The following is a 15,630-nucleotide window of genomic DNA, read 5'->3' on the forward strand; positions in this document are numbered from 1 at the left end:
TGCTCGGGGTCCCCGTGGGGGCGGCCGAGGGGGTCGGCGCGGCCGTGGGGCCGGCGCTCGCCGTCGTCGGGGCGGGCGAGGCCCCGCGCTGGGAACCCGCCGTGTCGGCGCGGTGCGTGTGGCGCGGGCGGTGGTCCTGGAACGCCAGCCCGAGGACGAGCGCGCAGAGGACCACGATTCCGGCGATCTTGTGGAGGAGCGGCACGGGCCTCCCGTCGGTCGAAACCTACGCGGGCATGGACAAGTAGCACCTATCCGAGTGATCTACCTTAAGCCCGCTGGCGTCCCTCGGTCCGGCCACGAAACACCAAAGGAGCACAAAAGAAACGGCCGCCTCGCCGGACCGCGACGCCAGGGCCCCGGGACGTCAGAAGGCGAGGCCCCCGGACTCCCGAAGGAGCCTGGGGGCTCGGGCGGCGTTCCAAGGTCTGTTTCGAACTGGCCTCAACCCCCGCGCGAACGCGTGCCCAGCCCGGCGTGGCGACGCCGAAGGCGAGCCAAGCCGGGCTGATCGCGAAACGATGCCGCGTTCGCCCAGGCACGGTCACGCAGCGAGCCGCCAGGCGAGCAAGTGGGCCGGGACTGCGTTAGTGCGCGGCGTCCTGCCAGGTGCGGCCGGTGCCCATGGAGACCGACAGCGGCGCGCGCAGGTCGTAGGCGCCCGCCATCTGCTCGGCGACCAGCGGGCGCAGGTCGTCGAGCTCGCCCGGCGCGACCTCGATGACCAGTTCGTCGTGGACCTGCAGCAGCATCCGCGATCGCATGCCGCGCTCGCGCAGGGCGTGGTCGACGTTGAGGCTGGCGACCTTCACGATGTCGGCCGCCGACCCCTGGATCGGCGCGTTCAGCGCCATCCGCTCGGCCATCTCGCGGCGCTGCCGGTTGTCGGAGTTCAGGTCGGGCAGGTAGCGGCGGCGGCCGAGGATGGTCTCGGTGTAGCCGTCGCGGCGCGCCTGGTCGACCACGTGCGCGAGGTAGTCGCGGACGCCGCCGAACTGCTCGAAGTACTCGTCCATCAGGTGGCGCGCCTCGTCCACCGCGATGCGCAGCTGCTGCGACAGGCCGTACGCCGACAGCCCGTACGCCAGGCCGTAGTTCATGGCCTTGATGCGGGCGCGCAGCTCGGTGCCGATCTGCTCGGGCGGCAGCCCGAACACGCGGGAGGCGGTGATCGTGTGGAAGTCGGCGCCGGAGTTGAACGCCGCCAGCAGCGCCTCGTCCCCCGACAGGTGCGCCATGATCCGCAGCTCGATCTGGCTGTAGTCGGCGGTGAGCAGCGACTCGTAGCCGTCGCCGACCATGAACGCCTCGCGGATCTGCCGGCCCTCGGCGGTGCGGATCGGGATGTTCTGCAGGTTCGGGTCGGTGGACGACAGCCGTCCGGTCGCCGCGACCATCTGGTTGAAGGTCGTGTGGATGCGGCCCGCGTCGTCGAGCATCGGGATGAGCGAGTCGACGATCGACTTGAGCTTGGCGACCTCGCGCCAGCGCAGGATGCGCTCCAGGACCGGGTGCCCCTCCTTGGCCAGCAGCCCGGTGAGCGCCTCGGAGTCGGTGGTGTAGCCGGTCTTGGTGCGCTTGGTCTTGGGCAGGCCGAGCTCGTCGAACAGCACCTGCTGCACCTGCTTGGGCGAGCCGAGGTTGAACTCGTGGCCGACCGCGTCGTGCGCGCCCTGCTCCTGCTCCTTGACCTGGCCGCCCAGCGACGCCGACAGCGCCGCGAGGTGGTCGGCGTCGACGGCGATGCCCGCCCGCTCCATGTCGGCCAGGACGCGCGTCAGCGGCAGCTCGACCTCGTTCAGCAGCCGGGTCGCGCCGCGCCGCTCCAGGTCGGCGTCCAGGACGTCGGCGAGCTCGGCGACGGCCCGGGCGCGGACGGCCAGCTCCTGCGCGGCCTCCTGCTCGCCGGACCCGTCGAGGGTGAGCTGCCCGGAGTCCTCGCTCTCGCTGGTCAGCTCGCGGTGCAGGTAGCGCAGCACCAGGTCGGCCAGGTCGAACGTGCGCTGGCCCGGCAGCGCCAGGTAGGCGGCCAGGGCGGTGTCGCTGGTGACGCCCTCCAGGGCGAGGCCGCGCGCGGTGAGCGCCAGCATCGGGCCCTTCACGTCGTGCACGGCCTTCGGCCGGGACGCGTCGGCGAGCCAGGCCGCCAGCGCGCGCTCGTCGTCCTCGACGAGCTGGACCGGGTCGAGGTGGACGGCCGGGCCCTTGCGGGACGCGACGGCCAGCGCGGTGATCTCGCCGGTGCCGCGCCCCCAGGTGCCGGTGACGGCCAGTCCGGTGCGCTCCCCGGCGGGGGCGTTGGCCTCCAGCCAGGCGCCGAGGGCGCCGGGCTCCAGGGCGTCCAGCTCGATGTCGAAGCCCTCGTCGGCCTCGGGCTCGGCCGTCGTCAGCGACGCGTACAGCCTCTCGCGCAGCACCCGGAACTGCAGCGAGTCGAAGAGCGTGTGGATCTCCTCGCGGTCCCACTGGCCCATGGTGAGCCGGTCGGGCGTCAGGTCGAGGGCCACGTCGCAGTCGAGCTTGTTGATCTGCTGGTTGCGCAGCACCCCGGCCAGGTGCTCGCGCAGGTTGTCGCCGGCCTTGCCCTTGATCTCGTCCACCCGCGCGACGAGCGTGTCGAGGTCGCCGTACTTGGTGAGCCACTTGGCGGCCGTCTTCGGGCCGACGCCGGGGACGCCCGGCAGGTTGTCGCTGGACTCGCCGACCAGCGCGGCGAGCTCGCGGTACCGCTGCGGCGGGACCCCGTACTTGGCCTCGACGGCCGCCGGGTCCATGCGGGCGAGCTCGGACACGCCGCGGATCGGGTAGAGGACGGTGACGCTGTCGTCCACCAGCTGGAAGGCGTCCCGGTCACCGGTGACGACCAGCGTGCTCATGCCGAGCGCGGTCGCCCGGGTGGCCAGCGTGGCGATGATGTCGTCGGCCTCGAAGCCCGCCACCGACAGGCGCGGGATGCGCAGCGCGTCCAGCACCTCGAAGATCAGCGAGACCTGGGACCGGAACTCGTCCGGCGTCTTCTGCCGCCCGGCCTTGTACTCCACGTACTGCTCGTGCCGGAACGTCGGCTCGGACCGGTCGAACGCCACCGCGATGTGCGTCGGCTGCTCGTCGCGCAGCACGTTGATCAGCATCGAGGTGAAGCCGTACACCGCGTTGGTGGGCTGCCCGTCGGTGGTGTTGAAGTTCTCCACCGGCAACGCGAAGAACGCCCGGTAGGCCAGGGAGTGCCCGTCGAGCAGCAGGAGCCGGTCGTGCTTGTCAGGGGTCGGTGCTTGGGTCGCCACACCAGGAGCCTAGTCTGCGCGTACGACAGTTTGAGGGAGGCTCTGTGACGGACGAGCAGCGGGTCCTCGCCGAGGACCGCGGCGTCGACCTCGGCGGCCTGGACATGACCGGCGATCTGGCCACGTCCATGGGCATCGAGTACCTGGAGGCCACTCCGGAGCGCGTGGTGGCGCGGATGCCCGTGGCGGGCAACACCCAGCCGTACGGCCTGCTGCACGGCGGCGCGTCCTGCGTGCTGGCCGAGACGCTGGGCTCGGTGGGCTCGGCACTGCACGCCGGCGAGGGCCGGATCGCCGTCGGGATCGAGATCAACGCCACCCACCACCGGGCGGCGACGTCGGGCCACGTCACCGGAGTCGCGACCCGCGTGCACGGCGGGCGGACCCTCGCCACCTACGACATCGTGATCACCGACGACCGCGACCGCCGCGTCTGCACGGCCCGGCTGACCTGCATGCTCCGCGACGCCCCCCAGGGCTGACCCGCCCCCACGGGACTTCCCCGAGCCCCGGGCCGACCCGGCCCCTCCCCCGGAACGAGAAAGATCGCTTCTGCGGCCCGCTTCCTTTGCGGCGGGTACGGCCGTGTCGGTAACGTGGATCGGAAGGCCCGAGGCCACCGAGTAGACAACGCACGCGTCCGCGAGGACGGGTTGCGGCCCCAAAGGTGGCCTCGGGCCAACAACACCCCCATAGCCGGAACACCGGTTGCGATTCGGTTGCGAATCCGGACGGATCTTCACCGCCGGACGGCCCGCGCCTACCGTCGGGACATGCGCCGGGTGAGACCGCTCACGACCGCAACCCCCACCGCTGCCGCCGCCTGCGGCCTGGCCGCCGCCGTCCTGCTGGGCGCGCTCCAGGGCTGCGCCGGGCACGGGGACCGCGGGTACACGCTGCCCGCCGAGAAGCTCCGCGACGGCGAGAAGGCCCAGAAGGGCCGCACCGGGCGCAGCAGCGACATGCAGTTCGCGGTCGTCGCCTACACCGGCGACATCGGCACCATCCTCGGCACGCACGCGGAGATGAAGCCCAAGGGCCACTTCGTCCGGATCCGCCTGCTGTGCGTGAACACCGGGCGCGACATCCAGGTCTTCGACACCTGGGCGCAGCGGCTCGTCCTCACCGACGGCCGCCGCATCGGCGCCGACGTCAACAGCACCATGGTGAAGCGGCAACCCGAGCGGCTGTCGGTCGGCGCGAACATGCGCGCCGAGTTCGACCTGTGGTTCGACGTCCCCAAGGGCGCCACGGCCAAGTCCGTCGAGTTGCACGGGTCCCCCGCCGTCGGCATGGTCACCGACCCGCCGCCCGCCGAGATCCCCCTCCCCTCCTGAACGCCCTCCGCCTGGAGATACGGAACGGCCGCCGCCACCCCGGCGGGTGACGACGGCCGTCCGACGGCCCTGAGGGGCCGGGTCTCAGGAGGACTCGTCGTCCTCCTCGACCCGCGTCGGTGCGGCCACCGGCGGGGTCTTCTCCCCGGTCGCGGCACCGCCGCGCGGCGCCTCCTCCTCGGACGCGGGACCGGCCTCGGCGGCGTCCCGCGGAGTCTCCTCCGCCGGCGCCCCGACCTGCGCCTCCGCGCCGCCGCCCAGGTAGGCGGCCCGCACCTGCGGGTCGTCCAGCAGGTCCGCGGCCGGAGCCGACTTCACCACGCGGCCGGTCTCCAGCACGTACGCGCGGTGCGCGATCTGCAGCGCCTGGCTGGCGTTCTGCTCGACCAGCAGCACCGTCGTCCCGCGCCGGTTGATCTCCACGATGATCGAGAAGATCTGCTGCACCAGCTTCGGCGCCAGCCCCATGGACGGCTCGTCCAGCAGCAGCACCTTCGGCTTGGCCATCAGCGCCCGGCCGATGGCCAGCATCTGCTGCTCACCGCCGGACATCGTGCCGCCCGGCTGCGACTTGCGCTCGGCCAGCCGCGGGAACAGCTCGTAGACCTCGGCCAGTTCCTTGGAGAAGTTCCCGCGCCGGGCGTACGCGCCCATCAGCAGGTTCTCCTCCACCGTCATGCCCGGGAACACGCCCCGGCCCTCCGGCGACTGCCCGATGCCCGCCAGCACCCGCTTGTGCCCCGGCATCTTGCTGATGTCCTCCCCGGCGAACCGGATCGACCCGGAGGTCAGCGGACGCAGCCCCGACACCGTCTTCAGCGTGGTCGTCTTCCCGGCGCCGTTCGCGCCGATCAGCGTCACGATCTCGCCCTCGTCGACCTCGGCGGAGATCCCCTTCAGCGCGGCGATCTTGCCGTAGTGGACGTGGATGTCGTTGATCTCAAGAAGCATCGGCCGGAGCCCCCAGGTACGCCTCGATGACCCGCTGGTCGTTCTGGATCTCCGCCGGCAGCCCCTCGGCGATCTTCTGCCCGAAGTCCACCACCGCGATCCGGTCGCTGATCCCCATCACCAGGCTCATGTCGTGCTCGATCAGCAGCACGGTCACGCCCGAGTCGCGGATCTTGCGGATCAGCCCCTGCAGCTCGACCTTCTCCGCCGGGTTCATGCCCGCCGCGGGCTCGTCCAGCAGCAGCAGCTTCGGATCGGTCGCCAGCGCACGCGCGATCTCCAGCCTGCGCTGGTCGCCGTACGGCAGGTTCTTGGCGGCCTCGCCGCGGCGGTGCGCGACACCCACGAACTCCAGCAGCTCCACGGCCTTCGCCCGGCCCTGGCGCTCCTCGCGCCGGTGCCACGGAAGGCCGAGCGCCGCGCCCGCCAGACCCGTCCGGTGGTGCGCGTCCGCGCCCACCATCACGTTCTCCAGGGCGGTCATGTTGTGGAACAGCCGGACGTTCTGGAACGTCCGCGCCACACCCAGCTTGGTCACCTTGTAGCGCTTGCGCCCGTCGATGCGCCGCCCGTCGAAGACCACCTGGCCCTCGGTCGGGCGGTACACGCCGGTCGTGACGTTGAACACCGTGGTCTTGCCGGCGCCGTTCGGCCCGATCAGGGCGAAGATCTCGCCCTCGCGGACGGTGAGGTCCAGCTTGTTGATCGCCACGACGCCGCCGAACCGCATCACGACCCCGCGCAGCTCCAGCACCGGCCGGGCCTGCGCGCCGTCGCGCATCGTCGCCTCACTCACTTGGCCACCTCCGCGGTCGTGCCCGGCCCGGGCACCTCGGCGCCCATCGAGCCCATCCCGCCGGTGCCCTCGGCGAGCTCCGCCTTCCGCTGCCGGGACGGCCACACGCCCTCCGGACGGAAGATCATCATCGCCACCAGCGCGAGGCCGAAGATCAGCATGCGGTAGTCGGCCAGCTCACGGAACCGCTCCGGCAGCCACGACAGCAGGAACGCGCCCACCACCACGCCGGGGATGTTGCCCGAACCGCCGAGCACCACGCCCGCCAGCACCAGCGCCGACACCATGAACGTGAAGCTGCCCGGGTTGATCGAGGTCTGCTTCGCCGCGAACACCACGCCGCCGCTGCCCCCGATCGCCGCGCCGATCGCGAACGCCGCCAGCTTGAACTTGAACGTCGGCACGCCCATCAGCTCCGCCGCGTCCTCGTCCTCGCGGATCGACGCCCACGCCCTGCCCACCCGGGAGTTCTCCAGCCGCTTCACGAAGATGATCGCGAGGACGATGAAGAACACCAGCAGGTAGTAGTACGGCCGCGAGTCCAGCAGCCCGTACTTGAGCGGCTGCACCTCCAGACCCGGGATCGTCCACTCCGACAGTGACGGGGGATGCGGGATGCCCTGGATGCCGCGCGGGCCGTTCACGTAGTTCAGGTTGTTCGCCGTCAGCCGGACGATCTCCCCGAACCCCAGCGTCACGATCGCCAGGTAGTCGCCCCGCAACCGCAGGGTCGGAGCGCCCAGCAGCACGCCCGCCACCGCGGCCGCCACGATCGCCAGCACCAGCGTGGACCAGAAGCTCCAGTGGTACTTCGTCGCGAAGACCGCGATCGTGTACCCGCCCACCGCGTAGAACGCGACGTAGCCCAGGTCCAGCAGACCGGCCATGCCGACCACGACGTTGAGGCCGAGGCCCAGCAGCACGAAGATGCCGATCTGGTCGCTCAGCATCGCCGTCCAGTCCGACGACGACGGCGCCATGAACGAGCCGATCGCCTGCGCCGGCAGCAGCAGCGCGCCCACGATCAGCAGCAGGTACACCACCCAGCGGGCCCAGCCCGGAGCGGAGTCCCAGCGATCCCGCACCGGGTCCAGCGAGAACCCGACGCTCTTGCGACCCGTCGCCCCGCTCATGCGCGCGCCTGCTGCAGGGACTCACCGAGGATGCCGGTGGGACGGAACATCAGGACCAGGATCAGCACCGAGAACGCCACGACGTCCTTCCACTGCGACCCGAACAGGCTCGACCCGTACGACTCGAACAGCCCGAGCGCCACACCGCCGACCAGGGCGCCGCGGATGTTGCCGATACCGCCCAGCACCGCCGCGGTGAACGCCTTGATGCCGAGCAGGAAGCCGGAGAAGTACCACGCCTCCTCGAAGCGGGCGTAGTACAGCGCCGCCGCCGCGCCGGCCATCACGCCGCCGACCAGGAACGTCGCGGTCACCACCCGGTCGATGTTCACGCCCATGAGCACGGCGCTCTCCGGGTCCTGGGCGGTGGCCCGGATCCCGCGGCCCAGCTTCGTGCGGTTCACGAACTGGTCCAGCGCGATCATGATCATGATCGCGCCGAGGAAGATGATCAGGCGGTCGTTGGCGATCTTGATCGGACCGATGTCGATCAGATCCGTCCGGTGCACGAAGTGGTACGCCTGCGCGATCTTGCCCTTCTCCTTGGGCAGGTCGAACACCTGCGGCACCACGATCGTGGCGAACAGCTGCTCGATCACGATCGACGCGCCGATCGCCGAGATCAGCGCCGCCAGCCGCGACGCCCCGCGCTTGCGCAGCGGCCGGTAGGCCAGCAGCTCCAGCAGCACCGCCCCGCCGCCCGAGACCGCGCCCGCCACGAGCGCCGACAGCAGGATCGCGCCGACCAGGGCGAGTCCGCCCAGGTCCGACACGCCCATGGTCTTGACCGTCCACATGGCGGCGAACGTCCCCACCATGAAGATGTCGGCGTGCGCGAAGTTGATCAGCCGCAGGACGCCGTACACCATCGTGTACCCGAGCGCCACCAGCGCGTACACCGCGCCGAGGGACAGGCCGTCGATCGTCGACGGCCAGAATTGATGAATGAAGTCTGAGAACACCTGAGTCGCCCTTGTCAAAAGGGGCGGGAGCGCTTGTGGCGCTCCCGCCCCCACACCGTCAAGGCGCCCCTCCTACGAGAGGCCGGAGAGGCGTGAGCCTCAGCTCGTGGGCTTGGCCTCGCCGGCCTTGCCGAGCAGGCCGATCTTGTTGCCCGACACCTCGTAGATGAAGATGTCGTGCGCCGCCAGCTCGCCCTTGTCGTCGAACTTGATCTCCTTGCCGACGCCCTGGAAGCTCACGGTCTTCAGGTACGAGTTGATGTCCTCGGCGGAGGTCTTCCCGTTCTTCACGGCCTCGATGAACGCCGACGCCGCGTCGAAGCCCTCGGTGGAGTAGATCGCGACGTCCGAGCCGTACTTGGCCTTGTAGTCCGCCGCGAACTTCTTCGCCTTGTCGTTCGACTTGCCCTCGGGGTCGATGAGGCAGCCGCAGGAGAGGAACGTGCCCTGCGCGTTCTGCTGGCCCTCGGCCTCGATCAGGCCCGCCGCGACCGAACCGTCGCCGGACATCAGCTTGCCCTTGAACCCGGACTCGCGCAGCTGCTTGAACAGCCGCCCCGCCACCGAGTAGTAGCCGCCGAAGTACACCGCGTCCGGCTTGAACTGGTTGATCTTGTTCACCGTGGACGAGTAGTCGGTGGCCTTGTCGTCCACCGAGTCACTCTGGACCTGGGCGCCCTTGCCCGACACCGCGGTCTTGATGCCGCCCGCCAGGCCCTTGCCGTAGTCCTGGTTGTCGTCCACCGTGAAGACCTTCTTGGCCTTCAGCGTGTCCGCGATGAAGGTCCCGGCGCCGGTGCTCTGCACGGTGTCGTTCGCGACGACCCGGTGCCAGTAGGACCACTTCTTCTCGGCCAGCGTGATGTTCGTCGCCGACGGCGTGACCGACGGGATCTTCGCCTCGTTGAGGATCGGGTTCACCGCCTGCGACTCGCCCGAGAACGCCGGGCCGATCAGACCCACGATCTTGTCGTTCTTGATCGCGCCCTGGACCAGGGTCGTGGCCTGCTCGGGCTTGCCCTGCGAGTCGTAGGTCTTGAACTTGATCTTGACCTTCGGGTTCGTCGCGTTGTACTGGTCGATCGCGAGCTGCGCCCCCTGCCGGGGCGGGATCACCAGGCCCGAGTTCTCACCGGTCAGGTCACCCATGAACCCGATCGTGACCTCGTCGCCACCGCCCGACTTCTTGCTGTCTCCGCACGCGCCGGCACCGAGCGCCAGCACCGCGCTCACCGCCACAGCACCGGTGACCCTCATCATGTTGCGCCGCAAGGTGCCCAACCTTTCCATCCGGATCCGGGGAGGGATCGGGTACGAGTCATGCCCCGACGTGTCCGAGATCCTGGGAGGAGATATCGGTCACTCAGGGACCAGGTATGTCGTACACCGAGCAGAGGCGACGAAACAGGACCCCCGGACAGAAGGGTTACTTGTTCGTTACTCCCCCGTGCCCTCCCCCACGACCCGATATACAGCGCGAATCACGGTCAGTGACCGCCGCGAACACCCACCGCCGCCACCTCCGGACGCACCGCGCGTCCCGCACCGAACCCCACGCCCGTCGGCCTTCCGCGCCCCTACCACAGCCCCGCGCCACCCCTGCGGGACCGTCGGACGGGCCCCCGGCGGACGGCCCGGCACCCCGCGTGCGGCGACAGGACGGCGGCGCGGGGAGGACGGTGCGAGACCACGGCGCAGGCACCCAACAGTCACGCCGACGACACCCTCGCCACGACACCGCGCACTGCCCCTGGCAACGCGTTTCGTGGCCGACCATGCGGCGCGCCCCCTGGGCGCTCGCTGCTCGGCGCCGGTGGTGAGTGTTGCGCGTTCGGTGGTCGGCGCTGGGCGCTCATGCTGGGCCGGGGCGGCAAAGAACCTCGCGGCCGGACGAGTCCGTGCCGCGAGGTTCTCAGGTCTCACGCGGAGGTCAGCCCGCCGCGGGCTCCCCGTCCTCCGCCGCGCCGCCGGCGCCCGCGATGACCGCCTCGGCCACCGCGCGCATCGTCAGCCGGCGGTCCATCGAGGTCTTCTGGATCCACCGGAACGCGTCCGGCTCCGTCCATCCGTTCGCGGCCTGGAGCAGGCCCTTCGCCCGGTCGACCACCTTGCGGGTCTCCAGCCGCTCCGCCAGCCCGGCGACCTCGGCCTCCAGCGCCCGCAGCTCGGTGTACCGGCTCACCGCGACCTCGATCGCGGGCCGCAGGTCGGCCTTGGTGAACGGCTTGACCAGGTACGCCATCGCGCCGGCCTCGGTCGCCCGCTGCACCAGCTCGGCCTGCGAGAACGCCGTCAGCATCACCACCGGGGCGACCCGCTCCGCCGAGATCCGCTCCGCGGCGCTGATCCCGTCCAGTACCGGCATCTTGACGTCGAGGATGACCAGGTCGGGCTTCAGCTCGACGGCCAGCCGCACCGCGGCCTCGCCGTCCCCCGCCTCGCCCACGACCTCGTAGCCGTCCTCCTGAAGCATCTCCTTGAGGTCCAGCCGGATCAGGGCCTCATCTTCTGCGATCACAACTCGCCGAGCGCTCTCCGTCACGCGCAAGAGCCTACCGGCGTCCGCTACCCTGGTCCCCGGGACCCCTCTACCTAGCGCACCAAAACGGACATAACACTAGATGTCCACTATAAGCCCCGATATCCCAATGGCAGAGGAAATGTGCTCAAACCACATCAAGTGTGGGTTCGAATCCCACTCGGGGCACAAATAACCGAATAGCAGGAAAAGAAGGCGCCGCCCGTCACGGGCGGCGTTTCTGTCGTACCGCTGTGTGACCATCACCGCATGTACGACACCAGAACCCGAGAGCTCGCACTCGCCTTGCTCGACCAAGGCCTCACGCTCAGTGAGGCCGCCCGCCAGACCGGCGCCTCCCGCGCCGCCGTCCGGGAGTGGCGCCTTCGCCGCGACATGGGCATCGGCGTCACAGCACGGAAAGCGGAATGTCCGCGCTGCGTTTCTCCCGCCGTGCCGCCGGAAGAACCCGAGGCTTACGGATACCTTCTGGGCCTGTACCTCGGTGACGGCTGCATCAGCCGCGTCGGTCGCCCCGACAAGGGCGTGTGGTCGCTGCGGATCATCTGCGCCGACGCGTGGCCCGGTCTGGTCCGGGAGTGCGCCGAGGCGATGCGAGCGGTCAGGCCGGCCAACAAGGTCCGTCTCGTCCCGAAGCAGGGCTGCGTCGAAGTCAACAGCCACTCCAAGCACTGGCCCTGCCTGTTTCCGCAGCACGGTGCGGGCAAGAAGCACGAGCGCCGGATCGAACTCGCCCCCTGGCAGAACGCGCTGGTGCGTGACCATCCCGAGGCGTTCATCCGGGGACTGCTCCATTCGGACGGCACCCGGTTCGTCAATCGCGTCCGGCGCCCGCTGCCGTCCGGCGACCGGTGGTACGAGTACCCCCGCTACAACTTCACGAATCTCTCCGACGACATCCGGTGCCTCTTCACCGACGCCCTCGATCTGCTCCACATCCCATGGCGGCGGATGAACAGGGTCACCGTCTCGGTCGCTCGGGCCGAGGGGGTGGCCCGGTTGGACGAGTTCGTGGGGCCCAAGTACTGACGGCGCGGTCCGCCGGTCAGTCGACGAGGTTCTGCAGGAGCGTGCGCAGGGCGTCCTGCTGGTCGGCGGTCAGGGTGTTCAGGGGCGTGTGCGCGGCGAGGCGGTCGAGGACCTCGGCGCGGCGGCGTCGGCCGGCCTCGGTGAGGACGATCTGCTTGGCGCGCCGGTCGGTGGGGTGGGGGCGGCGTTCGAGGAGGCCCTGCTTTTCGAGGCGGTCGATGACGAAGGTCGCGTTGGGGGGTTCGCAGACCATGCGGTGGGCGAGTTCGCGGGCGGTGATGGGCTCGGTGAGCTCGCGCAGGGCGATGACCTGGGCGGGGGTGAGGTCGAGCTCGTCGGCGGCGGCGCGGGCGTGCGCGTCGAGGCGCTGGATGAAGCGGTGGGCGAGTTTGCAGATGTCGCGGTCGAGCTGGGGATCGGCGGCGGGCTGGCGCATGCGATGAGTGTAGCGAGGCGGTTCGAACCGTGATAATTATGACTCGAATCATTCGAGCTATAACTAGTTTGGTGGTGGCACTTCGTGCTGCTCTGGTCTCTGATGCTCGTCGTCTTCGGGCTGACGACGGGCGAGTTCGTGGTCGCGGGGATCCTGCCGGACGTCGCCGAGGGTCTCGGGGTCTCGGTGCCGTCCGCGGGGCTGCTGGTGACGGCGTACGCGGTGGGGATGATCGTCGGCGGGCCGGTGGTGACCGTCCTGACGGCGCGGGTCCCGCGGCGGTCCCTGGTGGTGGGCCTGGTCTCGGTGGCCGTGGTGGCGAACGGGTGGTCGGCGGCGGCGCCGGGCTACGCGTCGCTGCTGGTGGGGCGCTTCGCGGCGGGCCTGGTGGTCGCGACGTTCTTCGCGGTGGCGATCACGACCGCGGTCGGGACGGCCCCGGAGGGCGGTCAGGCGTCGGCGGTGGCGAAGCTGACGGTCGGGATGAACCTCGGGATGGTGCTGGGGACGCCGCTCGGAACGCTGGTGAGCCACGCGCTCGGGTGGCGGGCGTCGTTCGGGGCGGTGGCGCTGCTGGTGCTGGTGGCGTTGCCGCTGGTGGGACGGTCGGTTCCGGCGGACGGCGCGGCGCTGGAGGGCGTTTCGGCGGTGGACGGGTTGCGGGCGTTCGCCCACCGGGGCGTCCTGGCGGCGATCGCCCTGACGGTGCTGGGCAATGTCGGGGTGGTGATGGTGTTCAGCTTCGTCGCGCCGCTGATGACGGACGTGGCGGGGTTCTCATCGGGTGCGGTTCCGGTGCTGCTGCTGGTGTACGGCGCGGGCGCGGTGCTGGGCAACTTCGCCGGCGGGCGGCTGGCGGACCGGGCGCTCATGCCGTCGGTGGCGGGGTTGCTCGCGGCGCTGGCGGGTGTGCTGGCGGTGGGATGGTTCGCCGGGACGCAGCGGGTCACGGCGGGGGTGCTGGTGTTCGTGCTGGGGGCGCTGGCGTTCGCGGTCGTCCCGGGGATGCAGACGCGGGTGGTGACGGCGGCGCGGACGGCTCCGACGCTGGCGGTGGCGGTGAACGCGTCGGGGTTCCAGGTGGCGGCGGCGTTCGCGGGCTGGCTGGGCGGCCGGCTGATCGAGTCGGGCGGCGGCGCGCGCGGGTTGTATCCGGTGGCGGCGGGGCTGACGGCGGCCGGAGTGGTGGTCGCGGTGGTGCTCCTGCTGGGAGACCGCCGTGGGGCAGGAAGCGCGCCGGTGGCGGAGGACGAGGTGATGGAGCAGGTCTGACGGCGCGCCGCCGGGCTCGGACCGTGGACGGGCGCCACGCCTCGGCGCGGGTCTCAGGACACGGTGGGCGTCTGCGACGAGAGCGGCTTGAGCGCGGTCCGCGTAAGGACCTGTCGGGAGCGTAGGGCTGGGCTCGGTGAGGGCCTGGTACGGCGTTGGGGCCGCGGCGGGTTCTCGGCTGAGCGGAGCGGTGTGGGATGCCGGGGCCGTCCCCCCTGCGCCGAGGGCCCGGGGGGGCGGCCTCGGCGCACGGGACGGGCGGCCAGGTGGGTCGGCCTCAGTCGTTGAGGTGGGCGATGGCGTCGCCGATGCGGTGGACCCGCAGGGCGTTGGTGGAGCCGGGGGTGCCGGGCGGGTTGCCGGCGACGATGACGACGCGGTCGCCCTTCTGGCAGCGGCCGGACTCCAGGAGGCCCTGCTCGACCTGGCGGACCATCTCGTCGGTGTGGTCGGCGAACGGGACGATGAAGGTCTCGACGCCCCAGACGTGGGCGAGCCGGCCGCGGACGGCGGGGACGGAGGTGAAGGCGAGCAGCGGGATCGGCGAGCGGTAGCGGGACAGGCGGCGGGCCGTCTCGCCGGACATGGTGAAGGCGACCAGGGCCTTGGCGCCGACGATGGCGCCGACCTCGGCGGCGGCGCGGGCGATGGCGCCGCCGACGGTCTCGGGCATCCGCTCGAGGGTGTGGGTGGCCTGGAGGCTGGAGCCCTCGGCGGTCCGCACGATGCGGCTCATGGTGCGGACGGCCTCGATGGGGTACTGGCCGACGCTGGTCTCGCCGGAGAGCATGACGGCGTCGGCGCCCTCGAAGACGGCGTTGGCGACGTCGCTGGTCTCGGCGCGGGTAGGGCGGGGGGCGCTGATCATGGATTCGAGCATCTGGGTGGCGACGATGACCGGGCGGGCCTTGTCGCGGCAGAGTTCGATGGCGCGCTTCTGGACGATGGGGACGTCCTCGAGGGGCAGTTCGACGCCGAGGTCGCCGCGGGCGACCATGATGCCGTCGAAGGCGGCGACGATCTCCTTGAGGTTCTCGACGGCCTGGGGCTTCTCGATCTTGCCGATGAGGGGGACGCGGATGCCCTCCTCGTCCATGATCCGGTAGCAGATGTCGGCGTCCTCGGGGGTGCGGACGAAGGAGAGGGCGACCATGTCGACGCCGAGGCGCAGGGCCCAGCGCAGGTCGCGTTCGTCCTTCTCGGTGAGGGCGGGGACGCTGACGGGGACGCCGGGGAGGTTGAGGCCCTTGTTGTCGGAGACCATGCCGCCGACGGTCACCTCGGTGGTGACGCGGGGGCCCTCGACGGCGGTGACGCGCAGGGCGACGCGGCCGTCGTCGATGAGGACGGTGTCGCCGGGGGCGACGTCGCCGGGGAGGCCCTGGTAGGTGGTCGAGACCTCGCGGCGGGAGCCGGGGACGTCCTCGGTGGTGATGACGAAGGTGTCGCCGAGCGTGAGCCGGACCGGGCCGTCGGGGAAGCGGCCGATGCGGATCTTGGGGCCCTGCAGGTCGGCGAGGACGCCGACGGCGCGGCCGTGGCGCTCGGCGGCGGCGCGGATGCGGTGGTACACCTCCTCGTGGACGGCGTGTTCGCCGTGGCTCATGTTGAGCCTGGCGACGTCGACGCCGGCCTCGACGAGGGCGTTGATCCGCTCCGGACTGGAGACGGCGGGGCCGATGGTGCTGATGATCTTCGCTCGACGGGTCACGTAGCACAACGGTATCGAGTTACCTGCCAGTATCGGTATTTGGGCAGCTCATCGACCTCGAAGGTTCATCCAGTGGTCCAGCCCATTGGTCTGGACCACCTCCTCGCGGCGGCCGGGGGGCCCGCCCGGCCGGGCCGGTTCGCGGAAGAGGCGTCGCCGCCCGGGCGGGCGGCGCCGGCC

Annotated in this window: 13 protein-coding genes, 1 tRNA gene and 1 pseudogene; 5 read left to right on the forward strand and 10 right to left on the reverse strand. The window is 70.9% G+C overall.

Annotated elements, in window-relative coordinates; genetic code table 11:
• Together DZF91_RS41585 and polA are read right to left on the reverse strand one after the other, a co-directional pair.
• Nucleotides 1-205: pseudogene (locus DZF91_RS41585) on the reverse strand (polysaccharide deacetylase family protein); the annotation flags it as partial.
• A 382-nt stretch (nucleotides 206-587) separates the two neighbouring features.
• Nucleotides 588-3,284 carry a DNA polymerase I gene (gene polA, locus DZF91_RS36200; RefSeq protein ID WP_117361533.1) on the reverse strand — a complete coding sequence of 899 codons (2,697 nt, stop codon included), beginning with the start codon at nucleotides 3,282-3,284 and terminating at the stop codon, nucleotides 588-590.
• 104 nt (nucleotides 3,285-3,388) lie between these two features.
• On the opposite strand from polA, the gene DZF91_RS36205 reads away from it, so the two are divergent.
• Nucleotides 3,389-3,766, forward strand: coding sequence for a PaaI family thioesterase (locus DZF91_RS36205; RefSeq protein ID WP_117361543.1), 378 nt, complete (start codon nucleotides 3,389-3,391; stop codon nucleotides 3,764-3,766).
• 291 nt (nucleotides 3,767-4,057) lie between these two features.
• A complete protein-coding gene (locus DZF91_RS36210; protein WP_117361534.1) occupies nucleotides 4,058-4,621 on the forward strand; it encodes a DUF4352 domain-containing protein in 564 nt (187 codons plus the stop codon).
• An 84-nt stretch (nucleotides 4,622-4,705) separates the two neighbouring features.
• On the opposite strand, the gene DZF91_RS36215 is transcribed toward DZF91_RS36210, so the two are convergent.
• The 6 genes from DZF91_RS36215 to DZF91_RS36240 all read right to left on the reverse strand — a co-directional run bounded on the left by DZF91_RS36215 (nucleotide 4,706) and on the right by DZF91_RS36240 (nucleotide 11,011).
• Nucleotides 4,706-5,572: an ABC transporter ATP-binding protein gene (locus DZF91_RS36215; protein WP_117361535.1), complete on the reverse strand. Its 867-nt coding sequence runs from the start codon at nucleotides 5,570-5,572 to the stop codon at nucleotides 4,706-4,708.
• A complete protein-coding gene (locus tag DZF91_RS36220) occupies nucleotides 5,562-6,353 on the reverse strand; it encodes an ABC transporter ATP-binding protein (protein WP_117361536.1) in 792 nt (263 codons plus the stop codon). Before DZF91_RS36220 ends, DZF91_RS36215 begins: the two co-directional genes overlap by 11 nt.
• An 11-nt stretch (nucleotides 6,354-6,364) precedes the next feature.
• Entirely contained in the window at nucleotides 6,365-7,501 is a 1,137-nt protein-coding gene (locus tag DZF91_RS36225) for a branched-chain amino acid ABC transporter permease (RefSeq protein WP_117361537.1), read from the reverse strand.
• The gene (locus DZF91_RS36230; protein ID WP_117361538.1) at nucleotides 7,498-8,463 is read right to left on the reverse strand and encodes a branched-chain amino acid ABC transporter permease; all 966 of its coding nucleotides are present in this window, start codon (nucleotides 8,461-8,463) and stop codon (nucleotides 7,498-7,500) included. The genes DZF91_RS36225 and DZF91_RS36230 overlap by 4 nt, the downstream gene beginning before the upstream one ends.
• A gap of 99 nt (nucleotides 8,464-8,562) precedes the next feature.
• Complete coding sequence (locus DZF91_RS36235; RefSeq protein WP_199487130.1) at nucleotides 8,563-9,735, reverse strand: branched-chain amino acid ABC transporter substrate-binding protein; 1,173 nt, start codon at nucleotides 9,733-9,735, stop codon at nucleotides 8,563-8,565.
• A 658-nt stretch (nucleotides 9,736-10,393) separates the two neighbouring features.
• Nucleotides 10,394-11,011 carry an ANTAR domain-containing response regulator gene (locus tag DZF91_RS36240; RefSeq protein ID WP_235834819.1) on the reverse strand — a complete coding sequence of 206 codons (618 nt, stop codon included), beginning with the start codon at nucleotides 11,009-11,011 and terminating at the stop codon, nucleotides 10,394-10,396.
• Nucleotides 11,012-11,097: 86 nt separating this feature from the next.
• Between DZF91_RS36240 and DZF91_RS36245 the strand changes: the two genes are divergently transcribed.
• A tRNA-Leu gene (locus DZF91_RS36245) sits at nucleotides 11,098-11,170 on the forward strand.
• Between the two features lie 81 nt (nucleotides 11,171-11,251).
• Complete coding sequence (locus tag DZF91_RS36250) at nucleotides 11,252-12,031, forward strand: helix-turn-helix domain-containing protein (protein WP_117361540.1); 780 nt, start codon at nucleotides 11,252-11,254, stop codon at nucleotides 12,029-12,031.
• A 16-nt stretch (nucleotides 12,032-12,047) separates the two neighbouring features.
• Here the strand turns inward: DZF91_RS36250 and DZF91_RS36255 are convergent, their stop codons facing one another.
• Nucleotides 12,048-12,467: a MarR family winged helix-turn-helix transcriptional regulator gene (locus DZF91_RS36255; protein WP_117361541.1), complete on the reverse strand. Its 420-nt coding sequence runs from the start codon at nucleotides 12,465-12,467 to the stop codon at nucleotides 12,048-12,050.
• An 84-nt stretch (nucleotides 12,468-12,551) separates the two neighbouring features.
• Here DZF91_RS36255 and DZF91_RS36260 point away from each other — a divergent pair, with 84 nt between their 5' ends.
• Nucleotides 12,552-13,739, forward strand: a complete 1,188-nt coding sequence (locus DZF91_RS36260) for an MFS transporter (protein ID WP_268916004.1) — start codon at nucleotides 12,552-12,554, stop codon at nucleotides 13,737-13,739.
• Between the two features lie 277 nt (nucleotides 13,740-14,016).
• On the opposite strand, the gene pyk is transcribed toward DZF91_RS36260, so the two are convergent.
• Nucleotides 14,017-15,450, reverse strand: coding sequence for a pyruvate kinase (pyk, locus tag DZF91_RS36265; RefSeq protein WP_117361542.1), 1,434 nt, complete (start codon nucleotides 15,448-15,450; stop codon nucleotides 14,017-14,019).
• Between the last annotated feature and the right edge of the window lie 180 nt (nucleotides 15,451-15,630).

It is taken from the genome of Actinomadura logoneensis, from assembly GCF_003428695.1.
GTDB classification, from domain to species: Bacteria; Actinomycetota; Actinomycetes; order Streptosporangiales; family Streptosporangiaceae; genus Spirillospora; species Spirillospora logoneensis.

Excerpts from the sequence above, each read along its gene's own strand:
- DZF91_RS36205 (WP_117361543.1), top strand. The coding sequence starts at position 3,389 with ATGACCGGCGATCTGGCCACGTCCATGGGCATCGAGTACCTGGAGGCC.
- DZF91_RS36255 (WP_117361541.1), bottom strand. The coding sequence starts at position 12,467 with ATGCGCCAGCCCGCCGCCGATCCCCAGCTCGACCGCGACATCTGCAAA.
- DZF91_RS36210 (WP_117361534.1), top strand. The coding sequence starts at position 4,058 with ATGCGCCGGGTGAGACCGCTCACGACCGCAACCCCCACCGCTGCCGCC.
- DZF91_RS36225 (WP_117361537.1), bottom strand. The coding sequence starts at position 7,501 with ATGAGCGGGGCGACGGGTCGCAAGAGCGTCGGGTTCTCGCTGGACCCG.
- DZF91_RS36220 (WP_117361536.1), bottom strand. The coding sequence starts at position 6,353 with ATGCGCGACGGCGCGCAGGCCCGGCCGGTGCTGGAGCTGCGCGGGGTC.
- DZF91_RS36250 (WP_117361540.1), top strand. The coding sequence starts at position 11,252 with ATGTACGACACCAGAACCCGAGAGCTCGCACTCGCCTTGCTCGACCAA.
- DZF91_RS36215 (WP_117361535.1), bottom strand. The coding sequence starts at position 5,572 with ATGCTTCTTGAGATCAACGACATCCACGTCCACTACGGCAAGATCGCC.